Below are 17,658 nucleotides of genomic sequence, written 5' to 3'. Positions count from 1 at the left end.
ACCTGATCGTTTCTCTATACTATGTTCATTTTCAAAGTCGATTAAACTACGTCATACCCCTGATCTTCAATTGCTTGTTTCATTTGATCTACTGTCACTTTTTGCTCGTCAAACTCGATACTTACCTCACCAGCATCAAGATCCACATTTCCTTTTGCTCCAATATTTTCAAGGGCATCTTCTACTGCTTTTACACAGTGACCACAAGACATTCCACTTACATTCAATGTTACGTTACTCATTATGTTTTCCTCCTTAAGGTTTGGTATAGAGCTCTGCATTAAAAACAGTTTATAGATTGTACTACATTACTTCATTAACTTCTTAACCGTAACGAGCAGTTCATCAATCACTTCGGAGTCTCCGGCTTGGATGCGTTCAATAACACAGCTCTTCATATGACCTTCAAGCAAAAGCTTTCCAACGCTATTCAGCGCAGATTGTACCGCTGCAATCTGTGTAAGTACATCGTCGCAATACGTATCACGTTCGATCATACCCTTAATTCCTCGAACCTGTCCTTCAATTCGGTTGAGACGTGAAGTGAGAATGTTCTTCATCTCATCCGAGTGATGACTATGCCTTGGTCCGTCGTTGCCTTGAGGCGAATGAACATCATGACATGCACTGACTGCAAGAGCCCCTTGTGGCGAACAACAATCCACCGTATTATTCGTTAGTTCCTCATTGGGAGTATGGTATACATTAGGCTCTTCCATTCCCATGACCTCCTTCGTGCTCTCTGAAGCTATTGTATTATACCCCCATGGGGTATGTCAACACGGATACCCTTTTATAAAATTATAATATAGATTTAAAAAAGAAATGAAAATGACAAAAGGCATTGGAATTAATATTCCCAATGCCTTCTGTTTACCATACCAAGCACCAAAAAGGTTGCCGGTTATTCATTGATCAAAAAATCACTTCCATAATAGTGATCTGTGAAACCACTAATAAGATTAACGTTTTGAATTCAACAATTTAATTACTTCTTCTGCGACTTCACCACCCGAAGCCGGATTTTGCCCAGTTACAAGATGATCATCAACGATCACGAACGGTGCCCAGTCATTTCCTTTTACATAATTAGCGCCTTTTTTAACCAGTTCATCTTCCGTTAAGAACGGAACTACTTTGTCTAATTCGATAGCTCTTTCTTCCGTATTGGCAAAGCCTGTCACTTTTTTATTAGCAATTAGATACTCGCCAGCTTCATTTTTAATGTTTACAAGACCGATCGAGCCATGGCACACAGCGGATACGATACCGCCATTCTCATATATTTTCATAGCAATGTTCTGTAATTTTTCATTCTCAGGGTAATCCCACATTACGCCGTGACCGCCAGTATAGTAAATAACATCATAGTCTTCTGGATTAATATCTTCTGCAGCTAGAGTTGTTCCTAACTTATTTAAGAATTGATTGTTTTGGTAATATTTCCAGTCTAGTTCCGTCATTGAATCTTTCTCTAAACTATGCGGATCGATAGAAGTGTAGCCTCCGTTAGGGCTGACATAATCAATTTTATGTCCTTCCTTCTCCATTTTATCTACGAAATGTACTGCTTCTCCCAACCATAATCCTGTAGCACGCTCTAATTCTGGGTATTTGGATACATTGGTTACAACAACTAAAATATTTGCCATTATGTTCACTCCTGTTTAATATGATAATATGATTGTATTGGTTAAACCTTACTTTAAGTCAAGAGGGGAAAAATATGTATTTTATTCAAAAGGCCAGCGAGTATTCTGAGATACCAGCAAGCTCCATTAGATACTATGAAAAAATAAATTTATTACCTGCATTAAAAAGAAACGCAAACGGTGTTCGTGTATTTGACGACAAGGACATTGAAATTTTAAAACTAGTAAAGTGCTTTAGAAGGCTGGGAATGCCTATTCAAGAAATAAGAGAGAATATCTCAAATATAAACTTGGAGTATGAACGTATAGATACGAACGCCATTTTGCTTCAACATAAAAAGAGCCTGGAGGATCAAATCCTCATTCTAAACTCTTTTATTGAAGAAATAGATGATAAATTGTAGTATTCATGCAAAATAAAAAAAGAGGGGCATCGGAATTATATTCATTCCAATGCCCCTCTTGTCTTCTAAGCAATCACTGCTGACTAGATTTTATTTACTATTAATGAATATCTTTGGTTTCTGTACCCGTATCTTGCTGAGCAAGAGTTACCATCGCTTTCAGCGCGGCTTCCATCTCACGCTCTACCGCATCACTCACCACATTCGTATGCGGATCATACTCGGCAGCTAGGTCTTGGTCGGCAAAACCGTCAATCGCTACAATCGCTCCCGCCCGCGCGCCTCGTAGAGAGCTGATCACAAACAGAGCCGCTATTTCCATCTCTGCGCCAAGCGCACCTGCCTGTTTGAATTTTTTATGTGGAATTTCCTCAACTCCATTAAAGAAAGCATCTACGGTGACGGTCATTCCTTTTCGAACCACACCTTGCATAGCCGTAGCAGCGCTATATAGAGCGTGCGTTACCTCGTGATCTGCCACCGCAGGGAAACCATCCGGTACCAGCTGTCTTGTAAGACCATCTGTACGAATCGCCGCTGTACTTACCACAAGACTGCCTGCAGGTACATCCGCAGTATAAGAACCTGCCGTTCCCACACGAATCAGCGTGGTCACACCGGCGCGGATGAGTTCCTCAAAACAGACCGCTGCTCCTGGGCAGCCTACCCCATGACTTACTACAGCAAGAGGAACACCTTCATATTTACCAACAAATGTACGGTATTCCCGGCTGAATGCAAGTTCTTTTGCTCCGGTCAGCTTACCCGCAATTTTCTCTGCACGGAATGGATCTCCACATACGACCGCATAAGGCGGCATATCTTCCGAATGAATCTGTAAAATGGGCAGTAACATATTAATCAAACTCCTTTTTCATCCACTCATCTTCTGGAATCGGCAGTTCCTCATCGGAGAAACGCTGCTCCTGAAATGGATCAGCTGTATTATGAAATCCGTTCCGTTCCCAGAATCCATGACGGTCTTCTGTCATAAACTCAAAGCCGCGAATCCACTTGGCACTTTTCCAGAAATAAAACTCAGGAACCACCAGGCGCAGCGGCCAGCCATGCTTGGGTGTTAAGTCTTTGCCATCATATTTAAAAGCGAGCAGCACATCATCCCGCAAGAGCGCTTCAATCGGCAGATTCGTCTCGTAATCTTGATCTGCGTGAATCATCACGTATTTTGCTTCCGGTTTGATTTTGAAATGCTTCATAAAGTCAGTAAACCGAATACCCTCCCAGGCCGTATCAAATTTAGACCAGCGAGTAACACAGTGTATATCACTCACCGTATTTGTCATTGGAAATTGTAGAAGGTTTTCGTAGGAGAAGCTTACTTCTTCCTCTACTGCTCCATATACGCGAAGATCCCACATGCTCATATCGTACTCTGGGACTTCACCTTCATGCAGTATAGGGAATTTCTCAGTCAACACCTGTCCTGGCGGCAGACGATGTGCTAATGATTCATCAACATTTATCTTTGGTGACGTTGTTCCTTTTAGTCGCTCTGCTTTGCTTTTCATATAGTACAGCCCCTTCCTGTGCACCTTTCTTTGTTACCTTGAGCTTCCGCCCGCTTTCTGCGCATCTTGTGCATACGTCTTATCCTTGAAGAAGAACATCGCCGCAAGTGTAATAATGTAAGGAAGCATAGTGGTGAAATGAGACGGAAGTGAGAAACCTTGCAGACGAATCCCCAGTGCCTCCATAAAACCAAACAATATACTCGATGCCATCACAAGAATTGGACTGGACTGACCGAGCATCGTAGCAACAAGGGCGATGAATCCCCGTCCTGCCGTCATTCCTTCTGTAAACATCGTCACTTGTCCAAGCGACAACTGTGCACCGGCAAGCGCACAGAGTACGCCGCACATCAGTACAGCAAGGTATTGCGTCTTTCGAACGGGAATACCAAGACTTTGTGCAGCTACTGGATTCTCCCCAACGGAACGGAGCCGAAAACCAGATACTGTTTTAAATAGATAGAAGTGAAGAACAAAAACAAGAATGAATGCGAGATAGACAAGCGGTGAATGACCAGAGATCACATCCCCGATCCATGGAATATCTTGAATGAATGGGATATCCCATTTCGGTAATCCGATCATATCCTTATCGTAATAAGCACCCTTCACATCAAAAATAGCGCGTAACGAGAATGTCGTAAGTCCCGCTGCCAGAAAGTTAATAGATAACCCGACCACAATTTCATTGGCCTTTAGGTTAATACTGACAAAAGCAAATACAAGCGAGAAGAACGAGACAATTAGAATAGCAAAAATAATGGCAATCACGACGTTATGAAATAAATAGTTACCTACAATAGAAGAAAAGGCTCCAATCAGGACTAATCCTTCCAGACCTACATTAAATAAACCAACACGGGAACATAATGCCCCTCCGAGCGCAGCAAGCAAAATGGGTGTAATCATACGAAGAGTCGCATTAAATAAGGCTGCATCAAGAAGCTGTTCCATTTGTTTTGTTCCCCTTTCTTCGTTTTAGGAAGCGATAGCCGATTTTTGCGGATACGAAAAGAGTCAGCACAGCTTGAATTACACTACCTACTTCCAGTGGTACCTCGGTATTGCGTTCCACACCCATAGACCCGGTCTGAAGAGCAGACAGCAGAAAAGCTGAGAAAGCCGTACCGAGCGGATGCGATCCAGCGAGCAGGGTAGCCATAATTCCGCTCCATGCATAATTCGCACTGCTCAGTGAACCATCAATATATCGGTACTGGGTACCCAGCACTTCTCCTGCTCCTGCAATTCCAGCCAGCGCTCCGCTGACAATCATCGAAAGCATCATCATTCGCACTCTTTTCACACCGCCAAAAGCAGCAAAGGAAGGATTGCTTCCGAGCATTCGAATCTCGTATCCTGGTACTGTTTTTTGCATAAAAAAGTAAATGACTACGGCAGCAATGATTGCGATAATAAATCCGGCATGAAGACCCATGCCTTGAAACAGTTTAGGCAGCCATACACTTGGATCAACCATCGGCGTCTGTGCCATTGCCGCGGATCCCGTTGTATCCTTAAGCGGATACGCAGCCATATATCCCGCAAATAAAGTAGCTATGTAATTGAGCAACAGCGTAGTAATCAATAAATTCATACCAAATTTGGCATCCAACCAGCCGGCAAAAAGAGACCAGATACCGCCGACAATCGCACCGGCAAGAATGGAGACAATCGTGACAAACCAGCCCGGTCCTGGCAGGTAGAGCGCAGTTATTGCGGAAGCTAAAGCCCCTAGCAGCATTTGCCCTTCAGCCCCCATGTTAAAAAATCCGGCTTTAAAAGCAAGAGCAACCCCAAGCCCGATCAGAATAATTGGCGTGGCTCGTGACAGTGTATTAGTAAAGAAGTAGAAACTGCCAAAGGCGCCCTTCCACATCTCCCCGTAAGTCTCAAATACATTGCCGCCGACAACCAAGATCGCGATCGCTCCTGCAAGCAGGCCGATCACTACAGCAAGCAGCGGCTGGATTAAACTTTTCAAATGATTCTTCAACATGCTCATGCCTGTTGTTTCCCCCCTGCCATCAGTAAGCTGATGCTCTCTTCGGTCGCATTCTCTGCCATAAGTTCTCCTGCGATTTCTCCTTCATACATGACAACAACCCGGTCCGAGAGTTGCAATATCTCTGACAATTCGGAAGATACAAGTAAGATCGCCGCACCTTGATCTCGCTGATGGAGCAGTTCCTTATGAATCGTCTCCATTGCCCCAATATCAACTCCGCGCGTCGGTTCAGCAGCGATGAGAAACGGAGCTTCATGAGCAAACTCGCGAGCAGCAATCAACTTTTGCAGGTTTCCGCCGGAGAGATACTGTGCTTTTGTCTCGACAGAACCTGTCTTTACTCCAAAGCGCTGAATCCATTCCTCTACCTTCTTGCGTACCTTACGAGAGGAGATAACCCCTTTGTTCTGCAGAGTATGATGGTGACCCATTATTCCATTCTCAAGAACGGTCGCATCTTTTGCAGCACCCCACATATAGCGGTCTTCCGGTATATGGGCAAGACCTGTCTCCCTAATTTTGCGAACAGACAGCCCGGTAATATCCTGGCCTGACAAGCGGATCGATCCTTCACTGACCGGTCTAAGCCCGGCAATGGCTTGAATTAATTCCGATTGTCCGTTCCCCGAAATCCCTGCGACTCCAATGACTTCGCCTGCGTGAACTGTGAGGTTAATATCTCGGAGCGATGTTTGCTCTTTGGATCCTTTCATCGATACTCCTTCGATCTCAAGCACAGCATCCCCAGGCTGAAAAGGCTTTTTCTCCATTCGCACCAGTTCTCTGCCTACCATAAGTCTTGATAGCTGCTCAACATCTGTGTTTTTTGCCTCAAGTGTTCCCGTCACGACCCCATCTCGAAGTACCGTGATGCGGTCAGACACTTCCATGACTTCCTGCAATTTATGCGTAATAAGGATAAAACTTTTCCCGAGTTTCGTTAGAGCACGAACGTTAATGAGAAGTTCTTTTACTTCGAGCGGAGTTAGTACGGCAGAGGGTTCATCCAGAATAATAATGTCTGCCCCCTGGTACAGTACCTTCAGAATCTCAACGCGCTGCTGCATACCAAGCGAACACTCACCTGTTTTTTTCCACGGATCAACTGGCATTCCGTACTTCTCACCGAGTTCCATGACGATTTTGTTGGCCTCATTCCGATCAAAGACTATACCGCTTTTGGATGGTTCACGGCCAATCACTATGTTCTCAGCAATCGTAAAGGACGGAAACAACATGAAATGTTGATGGACCATGCCGATTCCATGAGCAATCGCGTGTGAAGGCGTTGTAAAGCTCACTTCCTTGCCGTTTACCCGTATGCTGCCCGAGGTCGGTTCTTCCATCCCGTAGAGAATACGCATCAGTGTCGTTTTCCCTGCACCATTCTCCCCTACAAGGGCATGAACCTCGCCTTCTTTTAAATCAAAATCAACTTCTTTATTCGCCGTAAGTGTTCCATACTTTTTTGTAATCCCGCTCATTTCTAGCAGCACGCGTATCCTTCCCCTTCTCCTCTTAATGAAGAAAAAACCGACTACCTGTGTTGGGCAGCCGGCCAAATCTTGAAGAACTAACAATCATTCCGAGCTCTAACATAGCTGTAGTAAATTCTTCTTCCGTTTTTGCTTTAAAAAGAAATGTATTGCTTAGTTACTTTGAAGCGGATCAGTCACTACGATCTCACCAGACACAATCTGATCTCTGATTGCTTTCACTTTATCAACCACTTCTTGTCCAATGAATGGACTAAGCGGAGATTCACTATCTCTAGTTACAAAAGTAAGTCCCACGCCGTCTTCTTTCAGACCATAACTTACATAGCCGAACTCAAACGAACCATTTGCAAAAGCCTTCAACTCTTCATAAGCAACAGAGTCTGTGGATTTAAGCTGTGAAAGAACAATATGTTCTGGATCTTCTACCGTACGATCTGTATCTTGACCGGAAGTATAGAAACCTTTTTCTTTCGCTGCTTCAAATACACCAAGATCACCTACTGCAGAAGCGCCAGCAATAAAGTCAGCTCCTTGATCTGCTTGAACGATTGCCAGTTCTTTTGCTTTGGCAACATCATCAAATCCACCTGCATAGTTAATTAGGAATTTTGCATCTGGGTTAACGGAAGCAAGTCCTTCTCTAAATCCTTCGGTGTACTTCTTGATCAGAGGAATATCTTGAGCGGCAATCATGCCGACAATGTCTGTTTTGGTTGCGAGGCCCGCTGCTGCCCCAAGTAGGTAAGCACCTTCATATTCTTTAAATCCAACACTTCGAACATTAGGCAGATCAATAACCGTATCTACGATAGCAAAAGACTTGCCTGGATTTTCAGTGGCCACTTTAGTAAGAGCATCCTCCGCTTGGAAGGTAGCCGTCATGATAAGATCATAATTCTCTGCTACAGCTGCACGAAGATTCTGTTCAAATGCTGCCGGGTCTGTCGATTCGATCGTCTTTACTTCAATTCCGAACTCTTCCCCTGCTTTTTTGAAACCTTCATCCATCTGCACGAAGAAAGGATTGACACCAATTTTCTCAGGAAGTACAAGAACTGCTTTTTTAGCCTCTTGCTCGGAAGCAGATGCGCCCTCAGACCCATCTTTTCCACTGCTATCACTGCCGCAGGCAGCTAATAAAATGGAAAGCATTGAAATAATCAACACAAACGAAAGAGCTCTTTTCATAGTGACCTAATCACCTTTTCCTATTTTCATAGTACAATAATACGAACATTGTCGATGTATGTCAATTGATCTTTCGGATTTTACTATGTATAAAGTTAAAATATATGGTTTACTGCTAATTGTAATCAATATAATGCGAATGTTTGATTGACACTCTTCTAAGCCTAGTGGTAAGATGATCCCTAAATTTAGAACATTAAACATACATAAATGGTAAATTTAGTAGGATTATAACGTATTCAAATGATCTTGAGGAGTGGTCTTATGAAAAAAGTTTTATTAAAAACAGTCGTTGCAGCAAGTGTAGCTCTATCTGTTCTTCCTTCCACCTCGTTATTTGCTTCCAATCCAGTCACCGAAGCAGCATCTATGTCTACGGTAAGTCAGTACGCTGGAGCGGACACGATCGAAGGATACGTGCAATTTCTCAGTAACAAGTACGGGATTGTGTTTGAAGCGAAGCCAACAAAAGGAGACTTTATCAAAGCGGTGGCAAAAGTTCTTCCTGTCAATGTAGAGAGTGATGACCCTGTTTTTACAGATATAGATTCCTCTGATCCGCTGTATCCATCAGCAGCCAAACTCTACAAGGCAAGCATCATCACAACAAACACAGTTCATGGGGATGCGAAACTCACTCCACTCGCAGCACTGTACATTGCAGTGAAAGCAGCTGGAATCCAGGAACTTAGCTATACTTATCCATCAGCTAAAGTAGAAGCATCTCTTAAAAAACTAGGTTTTTCACCTTCTCGTATTCAGGGTAAAGCCGGTTCCGAAATTGCTGCTGCGGTAGATACAGGTCTTCTCCCCTCTTCCTTATATAAGGAAACCGTAACAGCCAAACAAGTCTCAAGTGAATATGCAGCCGCTTTACTCGGACAAGTGCTGGAGCTAAACGGTAATTATAAACATAGTATTGGTAAAACCAGCGATGCGGACATCTATTCCAAGCTTAGTGATGCTTATAACACTTCTGATTTGATTGCAGCCCCCGATCTTCGTGCAATCGTAAATGAAGCACTGGAGAACAATGAAATTACCGGATATAACCTGAAAGATACTAGATTTAACTCTAATTTTATAGATTCATTAAAACTTACGTATGGTCATGATGACGTTAAACATGCGAAGCAGTTAATAGGACTACTACGGAGTGAAGGAATTCAGGCCGACATCCAGCTTGAGCCCAAAACATCAGCATTCATATATTTAAAAGAGTGGGGCGAGCCGAAGGAAACTGACAATTATAAAGTAGAGCAAATAGCAAATGGGAATTACATTGCTTATGCGAAAGAATACGATCTCGAACTAGAATTCAACAATATAGATGATAAAAACCGATTTAATAATATAGTGCTTGCTTATGCTAAGAAAAATAGCGATGAACAGAAAGATCTCTTATATGGATCTTGGTGGCAGCCGCTGTACTACTCATCAACAGCCCTTTCGAACTATGAAGTCATCGTAAATAACAAAATAGCAAAAGGAAATTACTATGCTCAATCGTTTACTTTAGAAGAAAATGCAAAAAAAGTATCCGATTCACTAAAAAAACGTGCACCTGGTGCCGATATATCTAGTTATAAACTGTGGGTCGATGTACCTTTTTATAACTATTTACAAGGTGGATATGAATAATTCTTGATTAGTTCCTTAACACGCAAACTAAAATTTTTATATCAGACAAATTAACTAAAAATATTTTAGAAAAAAGAAGGAATTTGTATATACTAGTCGAATATAACTATTTGACTAAAAAAATACGATATACGGAGATTAATACATGGTCTATGATGGTATAATTCTTGGACTTATCGTCGGATTGTTCAGAGGCGGTCTCAAGAATGGTCTCACGCAGTTTGGTCAAATTAAATTAAAGGGCGGACTTATCTTTCCGATCCTTCTACTTATTCAGTTCCTTATTTACCGCTTTCAAGGAGATGCCTCCTGGTTAGAACCTGCTTCAGGCTATTTCTTTATGTCCATCTACGTTATTGGTATGGCGTTTCTGTGGATGAATCGACAGAATAAAGGCTTTATGATTATTCTTATCGGTGTTTTTCTCAATTTTCTTGTAATGGCTGTGAATGGTGGCCGAATGCCTGTATCACTCGACGCAGCACAAGTATTGGGACCATATTACACAGAACTCTTATCTAGCGGTGATGCAGTGTATAAGCACTACATGCTGGATGCTTCTACTAGATTATCATTCCTTGGGGATATTATTCCTCTCTCTAATCCTTATCCGCGATCTCAAGTTATTAGTATTGGAGATGTCATTATGAACCTTGGCATTTTCTTGTACATCCAGAGTATCATGGTTCCCAAAAAGGATACTGAAGATCAAGATCTCGCAACTAGTTTACATACATCTAACTAACTTTTAAGGAGGATACATACTATGAAAAAAACTAACATTGCTCGCATCATCATGAATGCAGTTATCGTAGCTTCTGTTGTTGTTGCACTTACTTCTGGTTTTGCATTAGGCTAAACCACATGACAATCTTATGAAAAAACAGGCCATCAAGCCTGTTTTTTTCTTTATCTATCAAATAATGACAATGTCATGATAAAATATGAATAGATGACGCAATTAATAGGAGACTGTAGGTTCATGGCAAAAAATTTTATGAAAATAAAAGAACTAGATATTAGCCACTGGTATATTGCTTTCTTATGCCTAACCGGAATAGTAACCTTTGTATGGACTAACGGCTTCTCTTTTATTAACTATAGCAGTGAAGAATGGGTGAAACTTTATGTAATGCTAGGGGCAGCCCTAATTCTCAATAGTCTAACATTCCGACTTCCACCTGAAGGAAATGTAATTTCCTTTGATTCTTCCATCTATCTCGCGTGTATGTTTATTTACGGAAGTCAATTTACACTTGCCGTGCTGTTACTCTGTTCTTTATCCTACTTTGCCTATAAACGTAGTGTTCCTTGGTGGAAGAAACTAACTAATTTCTCTTTATACTCAATAATGATCACTATTTCATTTCAAGTTTTTCTTGCTTTTAATGGTACATTAGGACCTGTAAACGATCATAATTTAGCTTCTTACATATTAGCCCTTACTAGTTACTTTGGGATAAACACAATCGGTCTGTTTATTTATTACTATCTTTTATACCGTAAAGATTTAGCTAATACGTTAAAGGGATTCGTTAAGGACACTATCCTTGTATACCTATGTATGTTAATTCTCTCTCTTGTATTATGTGTCTTGATCGTTAATAACGGAACGCTTGGTCTCATTCTTTTTCTGAGCCTTGCCATTATGTTATCACATGCTTTCCGTCAGTTATTCTCTATGTATCATCAGATACTGAATCGTTCTAATATTGATCAGCGGACCGCACTCTATAATCATAGTTTTTTTGAAAGTTCGCTTGATTATCACATAATAGAAGCTAAAGTTAATGACAGGCCTCTTTCATTAGCCATGATTGATATTGATGATTTTAAAAAATACAATGACAGCTTCGGCCATTTAAAAGGTGACCTGCTTATCAGTTTCCTCGGTTCTATGTTGAAAGAAGAAACAAAAGAGACCTCTATTGTGGCTTCCCGTTATGGCGGTGAAGAGTTCACTCTTCTTATGCCGGGATATGACTACGAAAAGGCTCGTCATTTTGTTGATAAGTTGAGAAAAAAACTAAACGATACTCCTTTTGATGGTGTAGAAGTTTTTCCACATAAATGCTTGTCTTTTTCTGCTGGAATTGCTCAGTACAGTATCGATCTATATGATAAATCACAGCTTGTGGACCACGCCGATAAAGCACTGTACTACGCTAAGAAACAAGGAAAAAACACTGTACATACTTATGGCTGTGACTTAACTATGGAAGACGAACTAGATTTGTCTCATGAAGTGAATTACATTGAGCAACAACTCAACTTATTTATGTACAAAGATATAGATACATTTAAGCACTCAAAAAGAGTATACAAATATGCCTTAGATATGAGCAGTATTCTATCCTTAGACAAAGAAGAAAAAAGAGAATTTGTTCTTGGCGCACTCATTCATGACATCGGAAAACTTGAGATTCCGTGGGGCGTTTTAAATAAAGAAGGAAAACTTACTCCTGATGAGTGGGAGACTATTAAACAACATGTTACCTGGGGAAAGAAAATCGCGCTTACCGATCCGCGTTTTAGAGATCTAATCCCTTATATCGAGCTTCATCACGAACGATTTGATGGTAAAGGTTATCCGCATGGACTGAAAGGGAAAGAAATCCCTAAACTATGCCGGATGCTCACCGTTCTCGATTCTTTTGATGCCATGACTACCGAACGGCCTTACCAGAAAACAAAAACGCTGCAAGAAGGGATTATTGAGCTTCGAGCTTGTGCGGGAACTCAGTTTGATCCAGAGCTAGTTGAGATCTTTATTGCCTACATCCTTGCCCGGTCACCAAAAAACGATCTGACTTTGCAGGAAGAGACTGCTCCTTATATGGTATAACAAGAATAGAACCCGGATCCATCAGCTTCTGCAATCGCCAGAAGTAGATGAATCCGGGTTCCTTTTGTATTAATAATTATTTAGCGTCTTTCTGTGTTCAACTCATGTGAAGTTTGATGGAGTTCTTTAATCATTTGTTGTAAAAACATGCTTTGCTGTCTTGTAATGCCCTTTTGATTTTCCCGAATTAGCAATTGCTCAATATTTTTCTTCAGTAGTTCACTGCGACGTTCCAACACGGCTAAACTCATGTCTCTACATACACTCCTTTTAATTCACTCTAATTTAGTGACGCTCCTAGCTGCTAAGATGAGAAGAAAAAAGTACCTCGTTATTAGCAACTTTGATATTACCATAAGTATACAGAAGGACAGGGTACAAAGGAAAATTTCATTCTGCGTTAGAATACAGCATAACAGGAAGTGAGCAAGGATGACTCTTCCCTACCGCCTTTTTTTCATACACATCCTTCCATATACTTAGAATCACGTACCATGTTTCTATTTACCCCTTCGCTTAGGACTGAAACGAATCCCTTTGCTTCAGGTTAGGAGGTATAATAAAAAAAGCAGGGTATTTATCTTGATTCTCCCCTGTGATAAGGAGTGTTGCTGCTCATGAGCTATAAACATATCAAATGGATGATTCTTATCATTCCGACGATTACAGTCGGTCTATGGGAATACATACGGCATCAGTTTCTTATGCCCTATCTTTCAATGGAAGCTGGAAACTGGCTGACACCTGTCATTATTTATCTTGTCAGCGTAACCCTGTTAAATAAGTTATTTCAGGTTATGGAACGTGCTCAGGCTGAGTTAGAGAAAGAAAAAGCTGCAAAGTCTGCTCTTGAGGCTAGAGAACAAATGGCAAGGGAATTGCATGATGGGATTGCTCAATCTTTATTTTTATTATCGGTACAAATGGATAAAGCGGATCGCAACTTGTCTGGTTCAGCTCATCAAGGTGAACTGCGAGATGCAAGAAAAACAGTGCATGAGATTCATCATTATGTGCGACAGGCGATTGCTCAGCTCAAGATTCCGGAAAGCCCCAGTGATCTTCCAGCAGACCCGCAGCAGATGCTTAGACAGATTGAGGATTTGATATACACCAGTCGTCTGGAATCGAAAATCAGCTGGAATATACCAGATGAGGACCTGACCACGAAAGAACAAATTGAACTGATCGCTTGTATTAGAGAAGCCGTTCTTAATGTCCGAAAACATGCCAATGCTGGTTCTATTCAAATAACAGGTCAAGGGAATAAAGCATCGTGGACCGTATCCATTATGGATGATGGCTTAGGGTATAAAGGTGATCCTTGGGATCGACCGGACCGATATGGTCTGCGGATTACGAGAGATCGGGCCGCTGAAATGGGCTGGGATTTTGCTTTTTATAACCAAGAACATGGCGGGACGTGTATGACCATAATGAAAGGAGGACCTGATTCATGAACAATACACGAGTACTCATCGTCGATGACTCTGCTCATGCACGGGCAGCCATCGAGGCTATTTTATCTGAGGACCCCTCATTTGAGATTGTAGGGAAGGCTACCAGCGGGGAAGAAGCACTCCGGCTTACGGAGGAATGGATGCCTGACCTCATTCTAATGGATATCAGAATGCCCGGTATGGATGGGCTGGAGGCAACGAGGCTGATCAAGCAGCGCTACCCCTATGTCATCATCGTGATGGTAACCGTATCGGATGATGTGACCCATCTGTTCGAAGCACTTAAACAAGGCGCTCAAGGCTACCTATTTAAGAATCTCTCTTCCTCAACCTGGCTGGAATACCTGAGAGCCACTGTATGCGATGAAGCCCCTCTCAGTCAGGAGCTTGCGTATCAAATTCTGCAGGAGTTCCCCAAAACGATGAAAACCGATGATAACCGTCCCCCTCTTACAAATAGGGAAAGAGAAATTTTGAACTGGGTTGCCTCTGGAAAAACAAACCGAGAGATAGCAGATGCGCTTGGGATATCCGATCAAACCGTTAAAAACCATTTGAAAAACATTTTACAAAAATTACAGCTAGAAAATCGGGTCCAGCTTACCCGTTATGCCATTGAACAAGGACTGGTGGAGCGAGATTTCCCCAGGTAAACCTTCAAAAAACACAATAAGAAAGCAGACCTCATTCATTCGTTGAGATCTGCTTTCTTTATGTTATCTATATAGCGGATCCTTGATCCTTCTCCGCTATCATAATATAAATTCCTTTTGAAGCCAGATTTTGCGTACATTCTTCCATATAGTCATCATTATGTTCTTCGTAACGACCATACTCATTCAGTGAAGCAATATACTCCTCTTCCCATCGCTCGCTCTGCTTTCCGCGATACAACGGGTCTTCCCATAGTATATCGACGTTGTACCCTCGGTTTTTCATTTCTTCAATGATAAGCAGATGGTATCTAACTAATTTCATGGGATGATATTCAAATACATAATTTACGGTAGCATGCTTCTTCCCCCAGCCCTTTCCGCGGAGAGCACAGCACTCACGATGCTGACCGAGCAGCTGAGCTCTGGGGAGTTTACTAATCAAGTCTTCATGCCATAGTCGCATAATATGGACCCCTTCCTTTATACTAGAAGGATTTGAAGAACGGTAAGTACAACACCAATCAAGAATCCAGTAACTGCCCCGTTTATTCGAATCCACTGCAAGTCCTGACCCACTTTATCTTCAATCATTTCAATCAGCGTTTCATTATCCATTCGATCAACATTTTCTCTTACCAATGTTCCGATCTTGGAATGATTGCGTTCTACAAGATGTGTGACGCTGTTTACGATTTTCTCATTAATACGCTGTATCAATTCATCGTTAGCCTTCACTTCGGAAATAAGGGATTCAATGATAGGCAGAACGTGCTCGGATACATATTTTCCATCTTCCATATATACAAGTGCCCGATCGCGCAGCTCCTGCATTTTATGTAACACGGTCATCTCCGCATCCCAATTTTCAAGAAGCGAGTCTTTCCAATCACTTAGTCCAGCGATTACTTTATCTGAGTGTGCCAGTCTGATCAGCTGGCCTCGTATACCGGCTAATACTTGATGACGATTCGGGTGTCCCTCATATTTCAGATCATGAACCTGTTCGTATAAGAAACGTTGCAGTATTCCGCCAAGGCGCTCTTCATTGAGATACCCCATAAGTGCATTCATGGCAAATTGCATAAGCCCGTTCACTTGCACAGAGTTCAGAGCCTTCATACCGATTTCACCAAGTGTATATAATGCTTCCGGTTTTGTAAGCCATGCCTCAGCTTGGTCCAGTCCGTAATCAAGTGCGATTTTATCATAACCCTTGCTGGTAATCTGCTGTTCTGCTTTGGCTAGCAATGAGGATACGTCGATTTCACCAATCTGACGTTTCATTTCATTTGCTACGAGTGGAGCAATACGTTCAAGAGGAAGTGTAGCTACAATCCGTTTAGCGATGATATCAATTGCACCCTTGGTTCCTTCTGACTGCAGCTCTTTCTCTGCCATTTCAAGGATCATTTCACTGATCGGCATCCCAGATATTTTAGCGGAGATACTTTCCTTGTTCAGTAAGTTATTCTCCACAGCGGACACCAGGCCATCGGTCATCTTGTCCCGGTTCTTGGGAAGCAGTGCAGTATGCGGGATCTTTAAACCGAGGGGATGACGAAATAATGCGGTGACTGCAAACCAGTCTGCCAGTCCCCCCACGAGGCCCGCTTCAAATGCCCCAATAAAGATCTTCCCAGCTAAGCTTCCATGAAAAGGCAAGGAGGCAGCAAACCCAGCTCCCATGATGACTAAGGACCATGTCGCTGCTTTTTTTGTCTGTTTAACCATATTTCTAGACTCCTTTATATATATCTTAACTTTCATTTACTGACATTATTTACTTAAATGATTCCACGATATGCTAAGGTTAGTATTCATCTTATCACCACAAACGTTATATTCCAAACCTGCAATAGTAAAGCTCAATAAAACGATGCTACTTTCAGCTCTATACGAAATTAATAATCCTACTTAAGCCCTCAGTTCCCATTTTGTTTTATGTATGTAAAGTACGATTTATCTAAAAAGACAACGCTTTCACTAGACGTGTAAAGGAGGGGAACCCTATAATAAGCTCAAGAAAGGATTCTTAAGAAAACTTTCCTTCTTTTCTCATTAAATTCTAATGTTGCTCTTTCTCTATTCTCATTTAGCAAAGGTAATATGAATTTGTAAGCAAATGAGACATGAAGAAACAAACGTGTTGTTGAATAGGATTCCTGATTCTTAGTGAATTCCTACATTTTCTGATTTGCGGCGATTCGTTGATCAGCATTTGGTGTTATGTGATTACATGAATTTTCATTGAGAGGGGAATATTATTATGCCTGATAATAAAATTGAAGAGTTTGAGGTAGAGAAAGTATTCGAAAACCGTTTGCATGAGCGTCTAGCCTTTACTTTTAAGGTGAAAGAACAAGAATTCAAAGGTCATTATCATAATGAAGAAATTCAGTGGCTTAACCCTAGCCCTATACAATTACTTGATGAAAGTACAGTAGAACGTATTGAAGCAACTGTACATTCCTTTATGCAGCATTATCTCGTTTTACATGACATTCAGGATATTGAAATTACACCTGTATTTGAGGATACTCCGCATGAACGTCATAAAATTTGCATTCATGTACAAGGTGAGGATTACAAAGGTTTGGTACATAATGGAGAGATTCAGTGGTTCCACCCACAACCATTGCAGAACCTCACTAAAGACACCGTTGAGGCCTTAGAGTCTGAAATCCATGAAATAGTAGAACAACATGAACAAGAAAAAAACGAAAAATAAATCAGATTCAATAGGATAAATATCAAAAGAGGAGACCTCTCTAGA

19 protein-coding genes are annotated in these 17,658 nt (G+C 41.6%); 7 read left to right on the top strand and 12 right to left on the bottom strand.

From position 1 onward, the window contains the following. Positions 1–41: 41 nt before the first annotated feature. From GQY27_RS15415 to GQY27_RS15405, 3 genes are all read right to left on the bottom strand, one after another. Positions 42–242: a copper ion binding protein gene (locus tag GQY27_RS15415; RefSeq protein ID WP_160035979.1), complete on the bottom strand. Its 201-nt coding sequence runs from the start codon at positions 240–242 to the stop codon at positions 42–44. Positions 243–308: 66 nt separating this feature from the next. Next, complete coding sequence (locus tag GQY27_RS22005; RefSeq protein WP_160035977.1) at positions 309–719, bottom strand: metal-sensitive transcriptional regulator; 411 nt, start codon at positions 717–719, stop codon at positions 309–311. 243 nt (positions 720–962) lie between these two features. Beyond that, positions 963–1,652, bottom strand: a complete 690-nt coding sequence (locus tag GQY27_RS15405; RefSeq protein ID WP_160035975.1) for a type 1 glutamine amidotransferase domain-containing protein — start codon at positions 1,650–1,652, stop codon at positions 963–965. 74 nt (positions 1,653–1,726) lie between these two features. Here GQY27_RS15405 and GQY27_RS15400 point away from each other — a divergent pair, with 74 nt between their 5' ends. Continuing rightward, positions 1,727–2,056 (top strand): MerR family transcriptional regulator, encoded by a 330-nt coding sequence (locus GQY27_RS15400; RefSeq protein ID WP_160035973.1) that lies wholly within the window; start codon positions 1,727–1,729, stop codon positions 2,054–2,056. Positions 2,057–2,156: 100 nt separating this feature from the next. Here GQY27_RS15400 and GQY27_RS15395 read toward each other — a convergent pair whose 3' ends face one another. The 6 genes from GQY27_RS15395 to GQY27_RS15370 all read right to left on the bottom strand — a co-directional run bounded on the left by GQY27_RS15395 (position 2,157) and on the right by GQY27_RS15370 (position 8,283). Then, on the bottom strand, positions 2,157–2,912 hold the full coding sequence (locus tag GQY27_RS15395; protein ID WP_160035971.1) for a nucleoside phosphorylase: 756 nt from the start codon (positions 2,910–2,912) through the stop codon (positions 2,157–2,159). A 1-nt stretch (position 2,913) separates the two neighbouring features. Next, positions 2,914–3,585 carry a sulfite oxidase-like oxidoreductase gene (locus GQY27_RS15390; protein WP_160035969.1) on the bottom strand — a complete coding sequence of 224 codons (672 nt, stop codon included), beginning with the start codon at positions 3,583–3,585 and terminating at the stop codon, positions 2,914–2,916. 33 nt (positions 3,586–3,618) lie between these two features. Further along, on the bottom strand, positions 3,619–4,542 hold the full coding sequence (locus tag GQY27_RS15385; RefSeq protein ID WP_160035967.1) for an ABC transporter permease: 924 nt from the start codon (positions 4,540–4,542) through the stop codon (positions 3,619–3,621). Continuing rightward, the gene (locus GQY27_RS15380; protein WP_160035965.1) at positions 4,526–5,593 is read right to left on the bottom strand and encodes an ABC transporter permease; all 1,068 of its coding nucleotides are present in this window, start codon (positions 5,591–5,593) and stop codon (positions 4,526–4,528) included. The genes GQY27_RS15385 and GQY27_RS15380 overlap by 17 nt, the downstream gene beginning before the upstream one ends. Then, positions 5,590–7,092, bottom strand: coding sequence for an ABC transporter ATP-binding protein (locus GQY27_RS15375; RefSeq protein ID WP_160035963.1), 1,503 nt, complete (start codon positions 7,090–7,092; stop codon positions 5,590–5,592). Before GQY27_RS15375 ends, GQY27_RS15380 begins: the two co-directional genes overlap by 4 nt. 153 nt (positions 7,093–7,245) lie before the next feature. Next, positions 7,246–8,283: a BMP family lipoprotein gene (locus GQY27_RS15370; protein ID WP_160035961.1), complete on the bottom strand. Its 1,038-nt coding sequence runs from the start codon at positions 8,281–8,283 to the stop codon at positions 7,246–7,248. Between the two features lie 264 nt (positions 8,284–8,547). On the opposite strand from GQY27_RS15370, the gene GQY27_RS15365 reads away from it, so the two are divergent. The 3 genes from GQY27_RS15365 to GQY27_RS15355 all read left to right on the top strand — a co-directional run bounded on the left by GQY27_RS15365 (position 8,548) and on the right by GQY27_RS15355 (position 12,769). Further along, positions 8,548–9,924 carry a hypothetical protein gene (locus GQY27_RS15365; protein WP_160035959.1) on the top strand — a complete coding sequence of 459 codons (1,377 nt, stop codon included), beginning with the start codon at positions 8,548–8,550 and terminating at the stop codon, positions 9,922–9,924. Between the two features lie 145 nt (positions 9,925–10,069). Further along, positions 10,070–10,669, top strand: coding sequence for a DUF5317 domain-containing protein (locus tag GQY27_RS15360; RefSeq protein ID WP_160035957.1), 600 nt, complete (start codon positions 10,070–10,072; stop codon positions 10,667–10,669). Positions 10,670–10,906: 237 nt separating this feature from the next. Continuing rightward, the gene (locus tag GQY27_RS15355; protein WP_160035955.1) at positions 10,907–12,769 is read left to right on the top strand and encodes a bifunctional diguanylate cyclase/phosphohydrolase; all 1,863 of its coding nucleotides are present in this window, start codon (positions 10,907–10,909) and stop codon (positions 12,767–12,769) included. 80 nt (positions 12,770–12,849) lie between these two features. On the opposite strand, the gene GQY27_RS21525 is transcribed toward GQY27_RS15355, so the two are convergent. Next, positions 12,850–13,020 (bottom strand): hypothetical protein, encoded by a 171-nt coding sequence (locus GQY27_RS21525; protein WP_201450737.1) that lies wholly within the window; start codon positions 13,018–13,020, stop codon positions 12,850–12,852. Between the two features lie 366 nt (positions 13,021–13,386). Here GQY27_RS21525 and GQY27_RS15350 point away from each other — a divergent pair, with 366 nt between their 5' ends. Next, the gene (locus GQY27_RS15350) at positions 13,387–14,229 is read left to right on the top strand and encodes a sensor histidine kinase (RefSeq protein WP_160035953.1); all 843 of its coding nucleotides are present in this window, start codon (positions 13,387–13,389) and stop codon (positions 14,227–14,229) included. Beyond that, complete coding sequence (locus GQY27_RS15345) at positions 14,226–14,882, top strand: response regulator (protein WP_160035951.1); 657 nt, start codon at positions 14,226–14,228, stop codon at positions 14,880–14,882. The genes GQY27_RS15350 and GQY27_RS15345 overlap by 4 nt, the downstream gene beginning before the upstream one ends. Positions 14,883–14,949: 67 nt before the next feature. On the opposite strand, the gene GQY27_RS15340 is transcribed toward GQY27_RS15345, so the two are convergent. Both GQY27_RS15340 and GQY27_RS15335 read right to left on the bottom strand, forming a co-directional pair. After that, entirely contained in the window at positions 14,950–15,348 is a 399-nt protein-coding gene (locus GQY27_RS15340) for a TIGR02328 family protein (protein WP_160035949.1), read from the bottom strand. Positions 15,349–15,365: 17 nt separating this feature from the next. Then, positions 15,366–16,616, bottom strand: a complete 1,251-nt coding sequence (locus tag GQY27_RS15335; RefSeq protein ID WP_160035948.1) for a DUF445 domain-containing protein — start codon at positions 16,614–16,616, stop codon at positions 15,366–15,368. A gap of 535 nt (positions 16,617–17,151) precedes the next feature. Between GQY27_RS15335 and GQY27_RS15330 the strand changes: the two genes are divergently transcribed. Next, complete coding sequence (locus tag GQY27_RS15330) at positions 17,152–17,613, top strand: hypothetical protein (protein ID WP_160035946.1); 462 nt, start codon at positions 17,152–17,154, stop codon at positions 17,611–17,613. Positions 17,614–17,658: the final 45 nt, after the last annotated feature.

It is taken from the genome of Paenibacillus sp. An7 (assembly GCF_009870785.1).
Lineage (GTDB): Bacteria > Bacillota > Bacilli > Paenibacillales > Paenibacillaceae > Paenibacillus.
Note: the sequence above shows the minus strand (reverse complement) of the source record. Positions and strands in the feature narration are given on the sequence as shown.